The organism is Bacillus taeanensis, from assembly GCF_003318295.1.
GTDB classification, from domain to species: domain Bacteria; phylum Bacillota; class Bacilli; order Bacillales; family UBA6769; genus Maribacillus; species Maribacillus taeanensis.
This window is the reverse complement of the sequence record NZ_QOCW01000038.1, coordinates 15,621-33,378: the sequence shown is the minus strand read 5'-3', so window position 1 is coordinate 33,378 and position 17,758 is coordinate 15,621. Positions and strand designations below refer to the sequence as shown.

Annotated in this window: 16 protein-coding genes; 2 read left to right on the top strand and 14 right to left on the bottom strand. The window is 37.3% G+C overall.

Annotation, left to right across the window (positions count from 1 at the left end; genetic code table 11):
• Window positions 1–122: 122 nt before the first annotated feature.
• The 5 genes from DS031_RS22430 to pruA all read right to left on the bottom strand — a co-directional run bounded on the left by DS031_RS22430 (window position 123) and on the right by pruA (window position 6,224).
• On the bottom strand, window positions 123–1,211 hold the full coding sequence (locus tag DS031_RS22430; protein ID WP_113808399.1) for a TIGR04053 family radical SAM/SPASM domain-containing protein: 1,089 nt from the start codon (window positions 1,209–1,211) through the stop codon (window positions 123–125).
• 303 nt (window positions 1,212–1,514) lie between these two features.
• Window positions 1,515–1,769, bottom strand: a complete 255-nt coding sequence (locus DS031_RS22425; protein ID WP_113808398.1) for a biotin/lipoyl attachment domain-containing protein — start codon at window positions 1,767–1,769, stop codon at window positions 1,515–1,517.
• 51 nt (window positions 1,770–1,820) lie between these two features.
• Window positions 1,821–3,107 (bottom strand): Glu/Leu/Phe/Val family dehydrogenase, encoded by a 1,287-nt coding sequence (locus DS031_RS22420; RefSeq protein ID WP_113808397.1) that lies wholly within the window; start codon window positions 3,105–3,107, stop codon window positions 1,821–1,823.
• 553 nt (window positions 3,108–3,660) lie between these two features.
• Entirely contained in the window at window positions 3,661–4,575 is a 915-nt protein-coding gene (locus DS031_RS22415) for a proline dehydrogenase family protein (protein ID WP_113808396.1), read from the bottom strand.
• A gap of 80 nt (window positions 4,576–4,655) precedes the next feature.
• A complete protein-coding gene (gene pruA, locus DS031_RS22410; RefSeq protein ID WP_113808395.1) occupies window positions 4,656–6,224 on the bottom strand; it encodes an L-glutamate gamma-semialdehyde dehydrogenase in 1,569 nt (522 codons plus the stop codon).
• 265 nt (window positions 6,225–6,489) lie between these two features.
• On the opposite strand from pruA, the gene DS031_RS22400 reads away from it, so the two are divergent.
• Together DS031_RS22400 and putP are read left to right on the top strand one after the other, a co-directional pair.
• Window positions 6,490–7,884 carry a sigma-54 interaction domain-containing protein gene (locus tag DS031_RS22400; RefSeq protein WP_113808393.1) on the top strand — a complete coding sequence of 465 codons (1,395 nt, stop codon included), beginning with the start codon at window positions 6,490–6,492 and terminating at the stop codon, window positions 7,882–7,884.
• Window positions 7,885–8,408: 524 nt separating this feature from the next.
• Window positions 8,409–9,929, top strand: coding sequence for a sodium/proline symporter PutP (putP, locus tag DS031_RS22395; RefSeq protein ID WP_113808392.1), 1,521 nt, complete (start codon window positions 8,409–8,411; stop codon window positions 9,927–9,929).
• Window positions 9,930–10,269: 340 nt separating this feature from the next.
• On the opposite strand, the gene DS031_RS22390 is transcribed toward putP, so the two are convergent.
• The 9 genes from DS031_RS22390 to DS031_RS22350 all read right to left on the bottom strand — a co-directional run bounded on the left by DS031_RS22390 (window position 10,270) and on the right by DS031_RS22350 (window position 17,757).
• Window positions 10,270–10,725: a lipocalin-like domain-containing protein gene (locus tag DS031_RS22390; RefSeq protein WP_113808391.1), complete on the bottom strand. Its 456-nt coding sequence runs from the start codon at window positions 10,723–10,725 to the stop codon at window positions 10,270–10,272.
• A gap of 135 nt (window positions 10,726–10,860) precedes the next feature.
• Window positions 10,861–11,802: a TIGR03943 family putative permease subunit gene (locus DS031_RS22385; RefSeq protein WP_113808390.1), complete on the bottom strand. Its 942-nt coding sequence runs from the start codon at window positions 11,800–11,802 to the stop codon at window positions 10,861–10,863.
• Window positions 11,803–11,823: 21 nt separating this feature from the next.
• On the bottom strand, window positions 11,824–12,831 hold the full coding sequence (locus DS031_RS22380) for a permease (RefSeq protein WP_113808389.1): 1,008 nt from the start codon (window positions 12,829–12,831) through the stop codon (window positions 11,824–11,826).
• Between the two features lie 295 nt (window positions 12,832–13,126).
• Complete coding sequence (gene psiE / locus DS031_RS22375; RefSeq protein WP_281269155.1) at window positions 13,127–13,582, bottom strand: phosphate-starvation-inducible protein PsiE; 456 nt, start codon at window positions 13,580–13,582, stop codon at window positions 13,127–13,129.
• 141 nt (window positions 13,583–13,723) lie between these two features.
• Window positions 13,724–14,599 carry a DUF6671 family protein gene (locus DS031_RS22370; protein WP_113808388.1) on the bottom strand — a complete coding sequence of 292 codons (876 nt, stop codon included), beginning with the start codon at window positions 14,597–14,599 and terminating at the stop codon, window positions 13,724–13,726.
• Between the two features lie 21 nt (window positions 14,600–14,620).
• Window positions 14,621–15,106, bottom strand: a complete 486-nt coding sequence (locus DS031_RS22365; protein WP_113808387.1) for a carbonic anhydrase — start codon at window positions 15,104–15,106, stop codon at window positions 14,621–14,623.
• A 22-nt stretch (window positions 15,107–15,128) separates the two neighbouring features.
• Window positions 15,129–16,133, bottom strand: a complete 1,005-nt coding sequence (locus DS031_RS22360) for a sodium-dependent bicarbonate transport family permease (RefSeq protein ID WP_113808386.1) — start codon at window positions 16,131–16,133, stop codon at window positions 15,129–15,131.
• Between the two features lie 136 nt (window positions 16,134–16,269).
• A complete protein-coding gene (locus DS031_RS22355; protein WP_113808385.1) occupies window positions 16,270–16,638 on the bottom strand; it encodes a Na-translocating system protein MpsC family protein in 369 nt (122 codons plus the stop codon).
• Window positions 16,639–16,899: 261 nt separating this feature from the next.
• On the bottom strand, window positions 16,900–17,757 hold the full coding sequence (locus DS031_RS22350) for a DoxX family membrane protein (protein WP_113808384.1): 858 nt from the start codon (window positions 17,755–17,757) through the stop codon (window positions 16,900–16,902).
• Window position 17,758: the final 1 nt, after the last annotated feature.

The following is a 17,758-nucleotide window of genomic DNA, read 5'->3' as shown; positions in this document are numbered from 1 at the left end:
GGAGTTGGGCGTATTTAGACCGCCAATGTGTCAACTCCACTAACGTTAAGCGTTCAGAAATGTTCGATACGTTAGAAACCCCCACTTCAAATTTTCGCTAGAAAATTAAGTGGCGGGAGTATTCATAGAACTGATTTCTCCTTATACCCTTTTGGAATATACGTACATGCAGGCTCACTTTCTAAATAATCGCCTGTCATCGCATAGGCGCGGGCACGGGAGCCGCCGCAAATGTTTCTGTATTCACAAACACCGCACTTTCCTTTAAATAAGTCAGCATTACGAAGCTCTTTAAATACCGAATGATTGCGGTAAATGTCGGCAAGCGGGGTTTCCCGGACATTTCCACATTTAATCGGTAAAAAGCCGCTCGGATAGACATCACCAATATGGGAGATAAATAAAAAACCGCTCCCATCACGAATGCCCATCGGCGCTCTTCCTAATCGATTGCCTTCCTGCGCTTTTAATAGAATTCCCTTCTCTTTTTCCTGCTTGCTTCGCTGCAGCAAAACGCGGCGGTAGTGATGGGCTTCTGTTGTTTTAATATCAAATCGTGACGTTTTATTTAATTCATAAAGCCAGTGCAGCACCACTTCATGCTGAAGGGGTGAAATCATATCAGACTCTTTTCCGCGCCCTGTTGGAATGAGGAAAAACACACTCCACAATACAGTACCTAATTGTTCAACGAGCTTTGCCATTTCTTCTAACTGATTAACATTGTAATTGGAAACCGTTGTATTAATTTGAATCGGAATTTCAAGTTCATTTAAATAGCGAATCGCATTCATTGTTAATTCGAATGAACCGCTCGTACCGCGAAAATGATCATGAATTTTAGCATTAGGACCGTCAAGACTGAACGCCCAGCGTGACAAGCCGATCTCTTTTGCTTTTTTAATTGCTTCTTTTGTCACAAGCGGTGTCGCACTTGGTGTCATCGATACACGAATCCCTTTTTTAACGGCATACTCCGCTAACTCATAAAGATCTTCCCTCATTAATGGATCGCCGCCTGTAAACACAAACACCGGGTTATCCATTTCATAAATTTGATCAATTAATTTCTTTCCTTCTTGGAATGAAAGCTCCCTCGGATCGCGGCGATACTGCGCCTCCGCCCGGCAGTGCAAACAGTTTAACTGACATGCCCGCGTTACTTCCCATATGACAATAAACGGATTTTCGTTATAATCTCGATTAAACATATCGAACCACTCCTTCTAGGCTTCTATCCCTAGTCTACCGTTAGCCGTTAATTGAAGAAGTGAGGGATGTCACACTAAAGACAAGCCGGCGCCTACCAAATAATTCATCTTTAAAACTTCTTGACCAATTTTTTTATTAATAAATAAAAAGGATGTCCTACACTCTAACAAGGTGACCATAAGGCCTTAAAGAAGAAGAATTGTTCTCAAAATAAAAAACGCATGATTAAACATGCGTTCAGCCATTTCTTACAATTACACTATATGCTCCTTAAAAAACATCTTTCCTGTTAAACCTTTTGCTCATTCACTTCCTGTAATTAACAAATCATCTTTTAACTTTATTAACACAGTTTCATTAAGTACATTTTGATTTTCCATTACTTCTAATGAAACAACATGACCGCTTACGCCGGCTTTGATTTCTACTTTGTGATTATCTAGTGTATGAATGAGCATTAACTTCTCCCATTCATACACATAAGAATCCTTATTCACAAATATTTTTTCAACTTTTCCGTAACAAGGACTATATACTGCTTCTATAACATCCTTCAACTTTTAAACCTCTCTTTCAAAAATAGAAATGTAATTTAAATATTAAAACACTTATACCCAACCACGAAAACGGGAAGCTTCTGCCATCCGTCTTATTCCAACCATATATGCAGCCAAGCGCATATCTATTTGATGTCTTTGTGCTGTAGAAAAAACATTATCAAAAGACTCAACTATTTTACTGCGTAGTTTTTGAGCGACTTCTTCCTCAGTCCAATAGTAACCTTGATTATTTTGGACCCATTCAAAATACGAAACAGTAACACCGCCAGAACTAGCAAGCACATCTGGTACAAGCAGCACGTTACGTGCAGCTAAAATGGTTGTGGCTTCAAGCGTTGTTGGTCCATTCGCAGCTTCGACAACAATTTCAGCTTGAATATGCTCTGCATTTTCACGTGTAATTTGATTAGAAATGGCAGCTGGAACAAGAATTTCACATTCTTTTCCGAGTAATTCCTGATTGGTAATCGTATTTGTAAATAAATTTGTTACTGTACCAAAGCTATCACGTCGATCAAGCAAATAGTCAATATCCAGTCCTTCCGGCTCATAAAGGGCACCATATGCATCAGAAATACCAACGACTTTTGCTCCTGCATCTTTCATAAATTTTGAAATGTAACTTCCCGCATTCCCAAATCCTTGGATAATCACACGTGCCTCGTGTAATCGAATTCCTTTTCGTTTTGCTGCCTCTTCGATACAAATGGTGACCCCTCTCGCTGTTGCTGTTTCCCGTCCCTGTGAACCTCCAAGCACAAGCGGCTTTCCAGTAATAAATCCCGGTGAATCAAATTCTTGGATACGGCTGTACTCATCCATCATCCATGCCATAATTTGTGGATTTGTAAATACATCAGGAGCCGGAATATCTTTTGTTGGCCCAACGATTTGACTAATGGCACGCACATACCCTCGACTTAAACGCTCTAACTCATGAAAGGACATGTGGCGCGGATCGCAGACAATTCCACCTTTGCCGCCCCCGTACGGAAGATCGAAAATACCGCATTTTAAACTCATCCACATTGACAATGCTTTAACTTCCTCTTCATCTACTTCAGGGTGAAAACGCACTCCCCCTTTTGTCGGTCCAACTGCATCATTGTGCTGAGAGCGATAACCCGTAAAAATTTTCATGGAACCGTCATCCATTCGAACCGGGATACGTACTTTAATAATTCGAAGCGGTTCTTTTAATAGCTCATACATATCATCCTTATATCCTAATCTTTGAACCGCTTCTTTTACGATAGACTGAGTTGAGCTTAATAAACCTAACATCTCGCTTTGCTTTTGAACGGGCTCACTATTAACAGGAATTGTTGCTTTCATTTCTTTCACCTCTTATGTTAGGAGTTTTTTCAAAAATGAACACCTTACTCAACTTACAGAACGATATTTTTTAGATGATTTATTTTTAAAAAGGCCGCTAAATCTTTACTCTTTTGTTTCCTTCTTAAAACATCAGGTCTAGCCAACAGCTTTCATGATTTTATTAAAAAGGCAGCCTATTTTTTAAATTAATAATGGTAACGGATGAGTAAGATGATCAAATTTAGGAACAAAATGCACCACATAATTCTCTATCTATGTTTATAAGCTTGCTGTATTTGTTAATCTTATTTCTTATTTACATAAGTTTGGTGTTTTTAATATCCAAAACCTATTAAAATCTTGAAAATAGATTTAATAAACGGGTGGAAGATACTTATATGAAAGCGTTTACATGTAATTTTAATGAAAATAAAATAGTAATGAATCTACAATTCATTTTAAGGTGACATTGCAGTGTCTTTACGAGAAATTTTCATCCATTTTTTTTTCTAAACGAGTAAAAGGATTGATTTCCCGTTAAAATTCATCTTCTATTATATAGGCCGATAAATCACTTAGAAAACAATCCCCTAAGAGCAAAAGAGACATTTTGGGGTCTTTCTGCTAACCGACGCATAAAATAACCGTACCAATCATTACCGAAAGGAATATAAACACGCATTTTATACCCTTCTTGAACCAAACTTTGCTGCATGTCTGTTCTAAATCCATACAGCATTTGAAATTCAAATTGATCACGCGGTATATGATGTTCTTTCACAAATTCTTTTACTTTGGCAATGATATTGTGATCATGAGATGCAACCGCCGTATAGCTGCCGCTCAATAAATGCAGCTTAATAATGTTCATATAATTTTCATCTACATCTTGTTTCACTTGATAGGCTACTGCCGAAGATTCTTTATAAGCCCCCTTCACTAAACGAAGAGAAATCCCATTTAAACTTCTTACGTCCTGTTCAGCTCGATATAAATAAGATTGAATCACTGTGCCCACATTATCATAAGTTTCACGTAGTTCCCTTAGGATATCCAGCGTCATTTGGCAGCGTGCGTGATCTTCCATATCAATTCTTACAAAGTTATTCGTTCTTTTCGCTGTCTCAAGAATTCGACACATATTTTCGAAGCAAAAATCCCGGTCAATATCTAAACCAAGCTGGGTCATTTTAACAGACAAATTACTATTCACTTCATATTCAGCAATTGACTCCAGCGTTTTTACGTTATACTCTGTTGCCTCAATGGCCTCCTGTTTGCTTGAAACGAATTCTCCTAAATGATCAAGTGTACAGCTCAATCCTTTTTCATTTAATTCATGTACTTTCTTAATAGCACTTTCAATCGTATCCCCGGCAACAACTTGCGAGGCTCCAAATTTAAGGCCCCATTTCTTCGCAGCTTTGTTTAATGCTTTGTTTTGGGCAGCATAGAGAAAAACCTTTTTCGAAACGACATCTAACATCATTTATCCCCCCCAGGTTCTATCATTTTAATTAGAAGATTTAGTATTGGGCAGCTTTTGAAAAGCCGCCCAATTCTTATTTAAATTGTTGTACTAGTTGTTTTTGCCTGCATGTGCATAATGAGGTAATCAGGACCTCCTGCTTTCGAGTCTGTTCCTGACATGTTGAACCCTCCAAACGGATGGTAGCCAACAATTGCTCCTGTACATCCTCGGTTGAAATAAAGATTACCGACATGGAACTCTTCTTCTGCGCGTTCAATATGTTCAGCGGTGTTAGAAAGTAAGGCACCAGTTAAGCCGTATTCAGTATTATTAGCAATTTCCATCATGTGGTCAAAATCACGTGCCTTACAGAAGGCAACAACAGGACCAAATATTTCTTCCTGCATAAGGCGTGCTTTTTCATCCACATCAGCAATGATAGTTGGTTGAATGAAATACCCTTTGGAGTCATCCCCTTCTCCACCTGTCATCAACCTGCCTTCCTCCTTACCAATGCCGATATATTTCATAATCTTATTGTAGGAAGCTTGCCCGATAACCGGACCCATGTAGGTATTTACGTCTTCAGGGTTACCCATCGCTAACGCCTTCGTTAATACTACTGCTTTTTCAAGCACCTCATTATAAATATCTTCATGTACCACTGCCCGAGAACCAGCCGAACATTTTTGACCTGAAAATCCAAAGGCAGAGTAAACAATTGAAGAAGCCGCTAACTCTACATCTGCATCCTTATCTACGACTACTGTATCTTTTCCGCCCATTTCAGCAATCACACGCTTTAACCAAATTTGACCTGACTGCACTTTTGCCGCTCGCTCATAAATTCGACAGCCCACTTCACGAGAACCTGTAAAGGAGATAAAGCGAGTTTTCGGATGATCGACAAGATAATCGCCTATCTCCTCGCCGCTTCCAGGAATATAGTTAATCACACCATGAGGAAGACCTGCTTCTTCCATCACTTCAACAAACTTTGCTGCAACTACCGGTGTATGATCAGAAGGTTTAAGAAGAACCGTATTTCCTGTTACAACAGCTGCAGCAACCGTCCCTGCCATAATCGCTAATGGAAAGTTGAATGGGGAAATAATGACCCCTACACCTAGTGGAATGTAATTAAACTTATTCATTTCTCCCTCACGGCTTTCCACCGGAGAACCGTCTTTTAATTTCATCATTTGACGTGCATAGTACACAAGGAAGTCAATTGCTTCTGCTGTGTCTGCATCAGCTTCCTTCCACGGCTTCCCAGCTTCTTTAACGAGGTAGCCTGAAAATTCATGTTTACGACGACGGATGATATCTGCCGCACGGAATAAAATATTTGCGCGCTCTTCCGGATCATGCTTTTTCCACGTATTGAACGTTGAAAGGGCCGTTTGCATCGCTTGTTCAGCCAGCTCTTTATTAGCTTTAGATACTGTTCCAATGACTTCTTTTCTGTTGGCTGGGTTAATAGAAACGGTGTTTTCATCTGTTGTAATACGTTCGCCTCCTATGACTAGAGGATAAGGTTTTCCTAATTGTGAATTAACGAACGTTAATGCTTCTTCAAACAAGTGTTTGTTTTCCTCAATTGTAAAATCTGTAAATGGCTCATGTTTGTATCCTGTAATCGCATTCTTGTATTCTGTAACCATGTTCATCTCTCCCTTTCAAAAATAGTGAATGTTGTTTATACATTTGCCGCCCCAAGATCATTTATTTCTTTGAGGCGCCTTCACTATTCTATTACTTGCAAGCAGCATGCCAATTTTGATAATTCGCACTTTTACTAACATGCAGTAAATTTTGTTTACAATATTTCGAAAAAGTTGTATGATCTTGTCAACAAAATTGTTTACTAGTGTTTTTTTTAAAGACACTAGTTTTATAGTTCGATCATTATGTTTGTGAGGTGATTTTATGGAACGGTTTGATTCTTTTGCCATTCAGGCCTTGTTATCCTCTTTAGATGAAGCCATTTCTATCGTAAATACAGCGGGAGAGATTATTTATTGGAATGAAACTGCCGAGGAAACATTTCATATCAAAAAAGAAGAAATTGTCGGAAGAAATATTCGGGAATTTTTTCAGCAGGAGAATATTATGAGTTTGAAGGTTCTTGAAACTCAACAGCCAGTCCGAGATCTCTATCACCAACCAAGACTTGACAAACATGTATTAATAAGCACAACACCAATCTATAATCAAAGCAATGAGCTAATCGGCTCTATTTCAGTGGAAAAGGATATTACCTCCACTATTAAATTAAACGAAAAGTTATCGTCAACCTCTGAAGAGCTGCAGCAGCTAAAACAACAAATGACTCAAAATCATGCCGATGATCCATTCAGTAAAATAAAAGGGGAAAATTCGACGATTCATGATATCATTCATGACTTAAAAAAAGTTTCAAAGACAGATGCAACTGTTCTGATTGTCGGGGAAAGCGGCGTTGGGAAAGAACTTTTTGCGCAAGCCATCCATGAGGAGAGCTTACGACATGATAAACCATTTATCCCTATTAACTGTGGGGCTATTCCTAACGCTTTGTTTGAAAGCGAGCTGTTTGGTTATGAAGCGGGAGCTTATACTGGAGCCTCAAAGGGAGGAAAACCAGGGAAACTGGAATTAGCTGAAGGCGGCACTTTATTTTTAGATGAGGTAGGAGAACTTCCACTTGATGCGCAAGTCAAACTATTGAGGGCTTTACAAGAAAAAGAAATTTACCGTATAGGCGGACAAACACCTAAAAAGGTCAATGTAAGAATTGTCGCTGCCACGAATCGTAATTTAGAAGATATGATAGCAGAGGGGACGTTTCGGTCCGATTTGTTTTATCGTCTAAACGTATTCGCTATTCATGTTCCTCCTCTTCGGAAGCGGCTGGATGATATCCCCTATTTAGTCGATGATTTCTTAGAAGATCTTGCTTTCAAGTACAACAAGCCGGCTCCGATCATTTATAAAGAAGCGATCAAACGATTATTTGACTATCGTTGGCCAGGCAATATACGCGAATTGCGAAACCTAATTGAAAGGCTCGTTGTCCTTCACGAAGGCAGTGAAATTTCCGAATTAGACATTTCAAAATTTTTGCCGCAAACGAAAACCGTATCACAGCCTGTTGATATACCTAGTCTTTCTTTTACTGATGAAAAGGAAAAGCTTGAAAAGGAACGCATCCTTCAAACCCTTCAAAAAACATATGGAAACAAAAGCATTACTGCAAAGGAGTTAGGCATGTCACGAGCTAATCTTTATAAAAAAATGAAAAAGTACGGAATTAAAGATATTCGCACAAGCATCATGGATTAGAAAAGTAACACCTTGCAATTCTTTAATCTATAAATGAGAAAATGACACTAAGTAACATTGAATAAGTACGTGTTCTACGAGAGGAGACTTTTCAATGCATCCATGCCTTTCACGAGCTACCTTGTACAATAAAATAAAAAATCTCAGTTAGATCAATAATTAAATGATCACAAGACATGCCTTTCTCTCGTACAGCATGTCTTTCTTGTTAATCATTTTGTCTATTATTTAAACAGTAATGACACTTTTGTATACAAAATATTATTAAAAAACGTGAATTTACGCATCTTTAATCTTGGCATCATTTTTGCATTTTAAAATAACTAAATTGTTTTATAGCCCAACAAAAAAGAAAGCGATTACAAAGAAAGGAGAATGTAATTAAAATTCACTGCACCTATCTCAATGACACTTTAAATTCTTTATCTAATCATTATTCTTTACTTTTGTGCCACTTTATCCCTTATAAGAAAGCAGTCGGAAGGAAAAAGTGCAAAATGCAGGTAAAAAAAGGGGGACGTTCTATGCAGCTATATGAGCTTATATCAATTGGTATTTACTTTATCGGAATGCTTCTGATTGGATTGTATGCCTATAAAAAATCAACAGATGATATTTCAGGATATATGTTGGGAGACCGCGGACTTGGACCAGCTGTTACAGCCTTATCGGCTGGTGCTTCTGACATGAGCGGCTGGATGCTAATGGGCTTACCAGGAGCAATGTACACAACAGGATTTGCCAGCGCATGGCTTGCCATAGGCTTAACTATTGGAGCCTATTTAAACTTTCTAATTCTTGCACCAAGACTCCGTGTTTATACAGAGGTAGCAAACGATTCCATTACCATCCCTGACTTTTTTGAAAATCGCTTTGAAGATCGATCAAAGATGCTTCGTTTTGTTTCTGCAGTTGTTATCCTTGTATTTTTTACCCTTTACACTTCTGCCGGAATGGTATCAGGCGGGACCTTATTTAAATCGGCGTTTGGATTAGACTATAAACTAGGTTTACTTGTAACAGCTGGAGTTGTTGTTTCTTATACATTATTCGGAGGCTTTCTTGCTGTAAGTTTAACTGATTTTGTACAAGGGATCATTATATTTTTGGCACTTATTCTCGTTCCTCTTGTTGCATTTACAGACTTAGGCGGAATTGGGCCAACATTTGCTGAAATTAGAAGCATTAATCCAACCTTATTAGATTTATTTAAAGGAACAACCATTATAGGGACCATTTCTTTATTGGCATGGGGACTTGGTTATTTTGGACAACCCCACATTATTGTCCGTTTTATGGCAATTAATTCTGTTAAAGAGCTAAAACCAGCACGGCGTATTGCAATGGGCTGGATGATCTTTTCAATTATTGGTGCCATGCTTGTTGGTCTTATTGGAATTGCCTTTGTCTCTCAAACGAATACTGCTTTAGCTAATCCCGAAACGATTTTTATTAAGTTTTCAGAAGTTTTATTCCACCCGTTTATTGGTGGATTTTTACTATCTGCTATTTTGGCCGCCATCATGAGTACGATTTCTTCACAGCTGCTTGTTACATCAAGTGCCCTTACGGAAGATTTTTATAAAGCTTTCTTTCGAAGATCTGCATCAGACAAAGAACTTGTGACAATTGGTCGTCTTTCCGTTTTCGGTGTCGCTCTTCTTTCAGCTTTCTTAGCGTACAATCCAAATGACACAATCTTAGGACTTGTTGGGTATGCATGGGCTGGGTTTGGTGCAGCATTTGGTCCGGCAATATTGTTAAGTCTATTCTGGAAACAGATGACCAAATGGGGCGCATTAGCTGGCATGATAACTGGCGCTGCAGTTGTTTTAATTTGGGTGAATGTTCCTATGTTAAAAAACTTCATTTATGAAATGATTCCGGGGTTCTTCCTTAGTTTATTAGCCGTTATCATTGTTAGCCTTATCACAAATAAACCACCTGAAAGTGTTCAACATACATTCGAACAAATGAAAGAAAGATTAAATGAAGAAACTGGGAAAGTAAACGCTAAAACAAGTAAAAATAGGAATGTTAGCTAAGAAGCACAACATTAAATTTCTTTTAAAATAAATGTATATAAATCTACTAAACTGGCAAAACTGTTAACATATTCCCCCTATTTTAAAAAGCATCTTCCTCTTTTATTGAGGTAGATGCTTATTTTTTAAGAATTTTCTTCTAAAAGATCCTGCCAACTGCCATTTAAGAAATCAATACAAGCTTTCTAACAGTTTTTTACTGCCCTAATTGTTTAATTTGTTCAATTTATAATACATACGATTTCAAAAGAGGAAAGTTTCATTTCGATGTTGATTCAACTAATGACCATTGTTTTTTTAGAACCTATACACCTGTACAAGTTTGAACATTCTAAATAAATTAATCGCTAATTTTTCTCCATACCAATTGTGTATTTTGTTCTTCACCTAGTATAAACACTGGCTGACTATTAATCGTAAGAATATCTCCTTCAAACTTAACATAACGGGGCTGAGTATCTCCAAGCCAGTTAGGATTTAGACTAACTGACATATGATGTTCCACCATATTTTCTTCCTCATTCACACGATAAGATCCTGAGTAGGCAAGATAACCTCTTGCGGCTGCCGCCAAAGCATTTTGCGGGCCTTTGTGAAGATCGCCGGATCCATAAGCAGGACGACCTAACCTCATTATTTGTACTGACACATACCCTTCAGCAGTGTATATAGCAATACCAGATGCATCTTCTCCCATTGGATATGTAACATATCCACTATCATTCGACACTTTGTAACTAACTAAGTTCCAAACACCGATAAGGTTTTCTTGAATCGTAAGGGAATTCTTTTTCATAACTATTATTTCTCCTTTTTAGCGCTCGTCTTACTATAATATTTGTAGTAATGCTCTATTTATTTACTTTTTTAAACTGTATCTGACTGACCTCTTACTAAAAGAAACATACGTACACTAGAACGGTTGCTTTTGTTACTTCAATTGTGTAAATACAGGATACACATAAGGCTCATCCGGCTCCGAAATTTCTTTCCATGAAGCGGCTTTTACCTTCGGCAGCTTGGAACCGTTATAAGTTGTTATATCAATCATTCCTTCTATCTCAACCCACGTATTTTCTTTTACATGCTGAGCCTGATCAAACTCTGTTAAAAATCCGATAATACTTGCATCTGCCACACAATGCGTAATTAAAAATCGCGAAATCACGAGTTGATTCTCTTGAAATCCTTCTTCTTTGTAAACAAATCCATTGAGTTTTACAGTTCGTCCCTTATATTGTTCAGGTTCCATACTAATTGCTTCATAATAAGGTTCAAACACATCATCTGCCATGTGAATGACTTTCGTTTGCTTCAACTCATTCATTTTTGACTGATATTCGTTTTCCATCATCTGATTTAAATTTGGCAGCGGTGTTTGATCATCAATAAGGATTTCTTCTTGATTTAAACCACCCTGCTCATCAACCTTATTTTCTGAAGGGTTTCCTATATCGACACTATCTTCATTTCCATTATCTTCTTTAGAATCAGATGGAGCACTAGACAGTATCACTCCCTTTTTAGCGGCAATCGAAGCATCTAACGTTTTTACAGGCAGAAAAAACCCTGTCACTAACGGAAAAAGTAAGATTGCATAAGATAACATTTTCTTTAAAGAAGATGACGACTCACCATGGTTATGATCACACCCATGGTCACAATGTTCATCATGAATATGTTTTTTGGGCCAAATGCGAAAAAGCTGCACAAAAAATAGAAAAAGAAACAAAACGGCCGCTGTTTGACTGAGTATCTCATATTTCGGATTAATATATTTCGTCATTTCCCCTGTTACATGAATTTTGACGATAAAACTAAAAAATGCAAACAAAATTACCGCACGAAAAACTTGTTTGGGCTGTAATTTCATCTTTCCTATCACCCTCCTCTTTTAAAACCACTCTAAAAAGGTCGTACAAATAAAGACGATTACTGTAATGAATACAATTAAATTTAAGACAAATTTCACCTTAAACACACTTAACAGCATAAACGTATTTTTCAGGTCAATCATTGGACCATAAATTAAAAAGGCAAGAACTGAGGATGTTGGAAACACATTGCGAAAGGAAGCCGCAATAAACGCATCCGCCTCAGAACATAGCGATAAAAGGAAGGCTAGCCCCATCATCACAAGCGTAGATCCGATAACACCTTCGCCAATTTGCAGTAAGGTTTGCGATGAGACATATGTTTGAACAAATGCCGCAAAAAACGCGCCTAAAATTAAATATTTTCCAACATCAAAAAATTCATCAATCGAATGCTTAAGCATGCTGTCTAAACGACGCAAAAAAGATTCCTTTTTGACAGGTAATCCAGACACCACCTGCAGCGTCTGTTTTTCTTTCAGCTGACTTTTTTGATAGAAAAAGCTTACAATTAAGGCAATCATCACAGCTGCCGCAAACCCAACAATCATTCGTTTTAGCGCCATCTCACTATCATTTCCAAATGCCATGTATGTTGAGAAGATTACAATTGGATTAATTAACGGTCCTGTTAAAAGAAAGCCAACACCTGCATAGATGGGAACACCTTTTGAAACTAATCGACGGACAATCGGAACAATGCCGCATTCACAAGCCGGAAAAAAGGCTCCTACAACACAGCTCATCGTTACCGCTAGAAAGCGATTTTTAGGAATCCATTTCCTAATCTGTTCCTCTGTAATAAAGATTTGGATAAATCCTGCAATAAGTACCCCGATTAACACAAACGGAATTGCTTCAATTAAAATACTTAAAAAAATCGTATTTAACTGTAGGAAAGAATTTGGCAGCTGAAACATCGTACCGTGTCCTTTCACCCATCCTCCAAAAGAAATAAAATAAACCACAATCGCGATAATGGCTAAGCCTGTAAAATCTATCAAATAAGACCGAAACCAGCGCAACATACCCACCCTCATTTCTCTATCATTTTTATTCTCTAATCTATTATATGTATGGATATAAAAATACAATTGAAAGAATCTTTTAATAACATAAAGACTGATTACATGACATTTTTACTTCATCATTTTTATGAACGTTTTTATTATATCGTAATGATTATGATTTATAAACCGTAATTATTACGATTTAAAACAAAAATTTATTATTCATAACCTGTAAACAAAAAACAGCGCGAGTTCTTAAGCTGACGAACCCGCGCTGAAGTTGGATAAAAGTAATGATATTACTACTAACCTATTAAGGTCGCTCTCTCGGTGTTTTATTAATAATATAATAGCTTAAAATCAATGTTAAAATAACAAACGCGTACAGCAGCGTGTTCATTGGGTCATGGTGATCAACGATAATTAAGCGGATCATCGCGGTAATTCCGATGTAGAGGAAATATCTAAGAGGAAAATGGTAATTCTCACGGAAGTACTTAACAATCATCGTAATAAACTCAAAATAAAGAAAAAACACAAGAATTTTCTCAAGAAAATATTGAAATTCTTTTACTTCAGACAACATAATGAATTCCACAAAATTAAAAATCTCTTTTCCAAGCAGCACACATAACACAACGGCAAGCAAAATTAAGGATACATTTAAAATAAACTGCAGTACCGCTGGAATTGCTTGTTGAAACTTAGGAAGCCTCGTAAAATCAAAGCTCGCTTTTTCTGGTGATACTTTCGAAATTTCTTTCAACACTTCCACACTCCTTTGACTCTTTCCAACAACATTACTTTTATCTTAACAGAAAACTGTAAATTTATTGTTAAGATTCTAAATTATTTGCAAAAAAATAGCTAAGAAGAAATGTTTTCCTTCTTAGCCCTCAAAAAATTCAAGTTAAGGATTACAAAAGCCGCATTGGGACGGATCTGCTGTTTTTTTACCTTGAGGATAAAGTTTTTCTTCCGTTTCTCCGCACTTTTTACACATATAAACGTCAGCGCGTATTAATGAAGTCGGAAATCCGCATCCTCCGCACAGCAGTCCTGGTTTTCTCTCCGTTAATTCAAAGCCGGGAACGAAACAGCTAGGACAAACGTTATTGATCTTTTCGATAAGATCATGTGCCGCTTTTTCAATATTTTTCATTCTCGTTGGATTGTATAATGCCCGCATGTCCGTTTCAATGAAAACCTCTCCATTTTGAGACTTTTGCAGCATTTTTTTAACAGCTTCACTTAACTTTTCTTTTGTTGTAATTCCTTTCACAATTTCGCTCAGATCTTTAGTGGACTCATTCACTTTTATAATAACCGCATGTTCCGGAAATCCTGCTTCCTTACAAAACTCATAAGCTTCCTGAAACGTCTTAATCGTTTTTTGCGCATAGTTTGTATCTGTTGTCTGTGATTCACCGATAATCTCCAAGTGATGTTTCTTATCCACTAACACAATTATTTCTCTGTTAAACGGAACAAACGAGAAGAGAGGATGGGGACCAAATGAACCTTCACTCGCAAATGCTAATGTTTTTCCTGTAACAGACATAGCATGTTCTGCTTTACGCTTTGCAGCTTCTAGTTGATTTCCCGCCCGATCAATTTCTCTTGTAAATGTTCCAAAGCGATCTGTATTAAAGTTTTCAGGCACAATCACTTCAATACCAAGTTCTTTTTCTAAAATCGGTGCAATCACTTTTTCTTTGTGATGCATTGTTGCCAATACGCCAACCCGCCCTTTAAAAAACGAATCGAGTATTTCTTGTTTGTTCATCCCTCTTTCTTTTCCTCCTTATCAAATCGCTTCAACTTCACCTGTTTCTGTATTCGCAATAAAGCCATAAACTGACACTGTTTTTGGAAGGAGTGGATGGTGCTTAATCATCTCAGTATTTCTGCTAAGAATTTTTTTAATGTCTGCATCTCCTGCAGCCCAGCTGAAAAGATCACTTCCGACTGTCTTCATATATTCAAGTGTTTCGATTGTTTTTTGAGAAATACCAGCTTCCTGCATTTTAGAAAGCAGTTCCTCTTTATTGAGGTGGTTTTCTTTGCTGTTTCTTTCTCCAATAATATAAATCTCTTCTACATTTTCGCAGTAAACCGCAAGTAAAATATTACGAATCAGACAGCTGTAAGGATCGGAAATCACTGTACCGTAGCTGTTAATGACAATTAATTGCTCCACGCTTTTATTTGTTAGTTCAGGAAACAGGGAATGAAGCTCTTTATTTAATCCTGTAATAATTAATGCTTTTTTTTCAATTGATGTGACTAACATAAAAATTCCTCCTCTTATTATATTAAACCCATTTCGCAATTTCATAATAAAGCGGAATGCCGGCCATTAAGTTAAACGGAAACGTTACTCCGAGTGATAACCCTAAATAAATAGATGGATTTGCATCCGGTACAGATGTTTTTAATGCGGCCGGTGCTGCTATATAGGAAGCACTTCCAGCTAAAACTCCCATTAAAGCAGCGCCTCCTATCGATAAACCAACAGCAGAACCTACTAAAACACCTAAGCTTCCGAATAAAAGAGGTGTCAACAAACCAAACAGTAAAAGTTTTACGCCATGCTTTTTCACTTCCGGTAAGCGCGCTCCTGCAGTTAAGCCCATATTTAATAAAAATAAAATTAACACACTGCTGTATAAATCAATAAACAGCGGTTTGACCATCGGAACGGCGCTTTCTCCAAGAGCAAGCCCAATCACTAAACTTCCTACAAGAAGTAGGACACTTTTCCCAAATACACTTTCTCTTAATACTTCTTTATCAAATAATCCTATTGAGGAAGGAATGATCCCAACTTTTTTTGAAAACAGGCTCGATTCTCCAGTATTATTTTCAATCAGCTTTAAGAACAGTAACGACACTAAGATTGCTGGACTTTCCATCAGTACAACGAGAGCATTCATAAACCCCTCATAAGCTGTTCCCTCCTTTTCAAGAAAAGAAATCGCGGCTCCGTAAGTCACAATGCTGATCGAGCCATAAGTAGCAGCTAAGCCAATTGCGTTTTTTAAATCCATTTTCATAAACCGCAAAATAAAAAGCGTTAGAAGTGGGATGACTGTTCCTAAAAATAAAGCGCCTATCATCGGTTTAAAGACAGAGGCAAGTGAATAATGAGAAAGTTCAATCCCCCCCTTTATGCCAATCGCAATTAAAAGATAAATACTTAGGCCTTCACTTAACCCGCTTGGAAATTTTAAATCTGATTTAAATAACGCAGCCAGTATCCCTAACACAAAAAACAATACAACAGGTGACAACAAATTTTGCGAAAGCATGTCAGACATTTTTCTTCCTCCCTATCCTTTTAAATTCAATAAAAAAACCGGCAGCTTCAGAATATAAAATGGCTTTTCAACCATTTTTCCTGAAAATTGCCGGTTTACCTTCAGCGAATCCAATTAGATTTTCTGAAGATCTCCCTTATCGTTCAAAACTTTTTTCTAAATCACTGTCTAGCTTAAAAATCATCACACGCTCGCCGCTTTTCGTACTTATATCAGTATGAAAGGTTTGTGCTTCTTCTCCCGTTATCATGAAAATAATGTTTTTAAGCTCTTCTTTCCCTGATTCCACTAAATCAGAGCGGTTGCGTTTAATTGATAACGCTCCCTCTTTCGTTTTACAAAGCGAATATTCGGCAGGAGTTAAAATACCGCGTAATGTTATAACAATCATATCTCGTAAAATATCTGTTTTTACAGAAACTGAACCGCGTCCAAGGAAATCTTTTTCCCATTGGGTCAGTGCTTTACTTATTTCTGCTTCCACAGCACCTTTTGTTTTTTTCAAACGATCTCTCCTTCCTATAATAAAAATCGGCATACTTCTTCTCCAGCTTCCTAGAGAAGAAATATACCGATTTATCCCATTCCTGACCTTTCCTCTCAGTTCACTTTTTCATACAATCAATAATTTCTTTTATTAACAGTATGCTAAAGTTCCCTTTATGAAGCAAAGATCAAAAGCCAATCTCTCGATTATATAATTAATAAGATTTTATCTTTTTCAAGAAGTTCTGTCAATAGTTTGAAATCCCTTTTACAGCCCATTTTATGCAAAACGATAGTAAATTAAAACCATCGCTGCAAGTACAAATAAAAAGTTTAAAAATACGAACACGATTTGATCAAGTACCGTTTGGTGAATTTTAATCGGCGGCTTATAAAAGCTGATCCCTTCAAGAATAAAGATAATGAGAATAACATGAACCATGAAGTGTCCAACAATCTCTACAGCGCCAAACAAAGTTGTTGTCATAAAGAAAATAACCGTTAATACAAGCGCAAGAATTCGGTTTAAAACCCCAACAACTAACAAATAGCCAACAACAAATTCAATAAATGCACTCATGCTTATAAACATTTCAGGTGAAAAACCAAATGTCGGCACATCATGTGCGGCAATAATATTCATGCTTAACCCCGGGAAAACCCACTTTTCAACTGCTACCCAGCAAAGAGATAAACCTGTGCCTAAATATAAAAATGGTGTGCCCCAATTTTCAATTTTTGTTTTTTGCACAAATAACGTAAATGTAATGGCAACATAAAAGCCGTAATCAAGCATATGAAACGTGCCAATGCGAAGTGTTGCTTCAATGAATACTAAAATCAGTCCAACAGCAGCGATTTTATGAGCAAAATGATTTGGAATAAGAAGCAGCATAATAACTGCCGCACCAACCATATAGCCAAATGTATTAATATGAATTTCAGGCGCTAATAAGCTTCCTGATAGAACTTGTACAATTAATGCAGCGGCTGTTCCGTATCGCAAAAGCAGCGGTGAAAACTTTCTTAAACGATCTAATGTGTCATCAAATTTTTTAACAGGCTTCCATTCCATTAATTTCGGTAAAATTTGCAGCAAAATGCCAAGAACGAGCGCTGTAATTAAGGCTATCGTCATA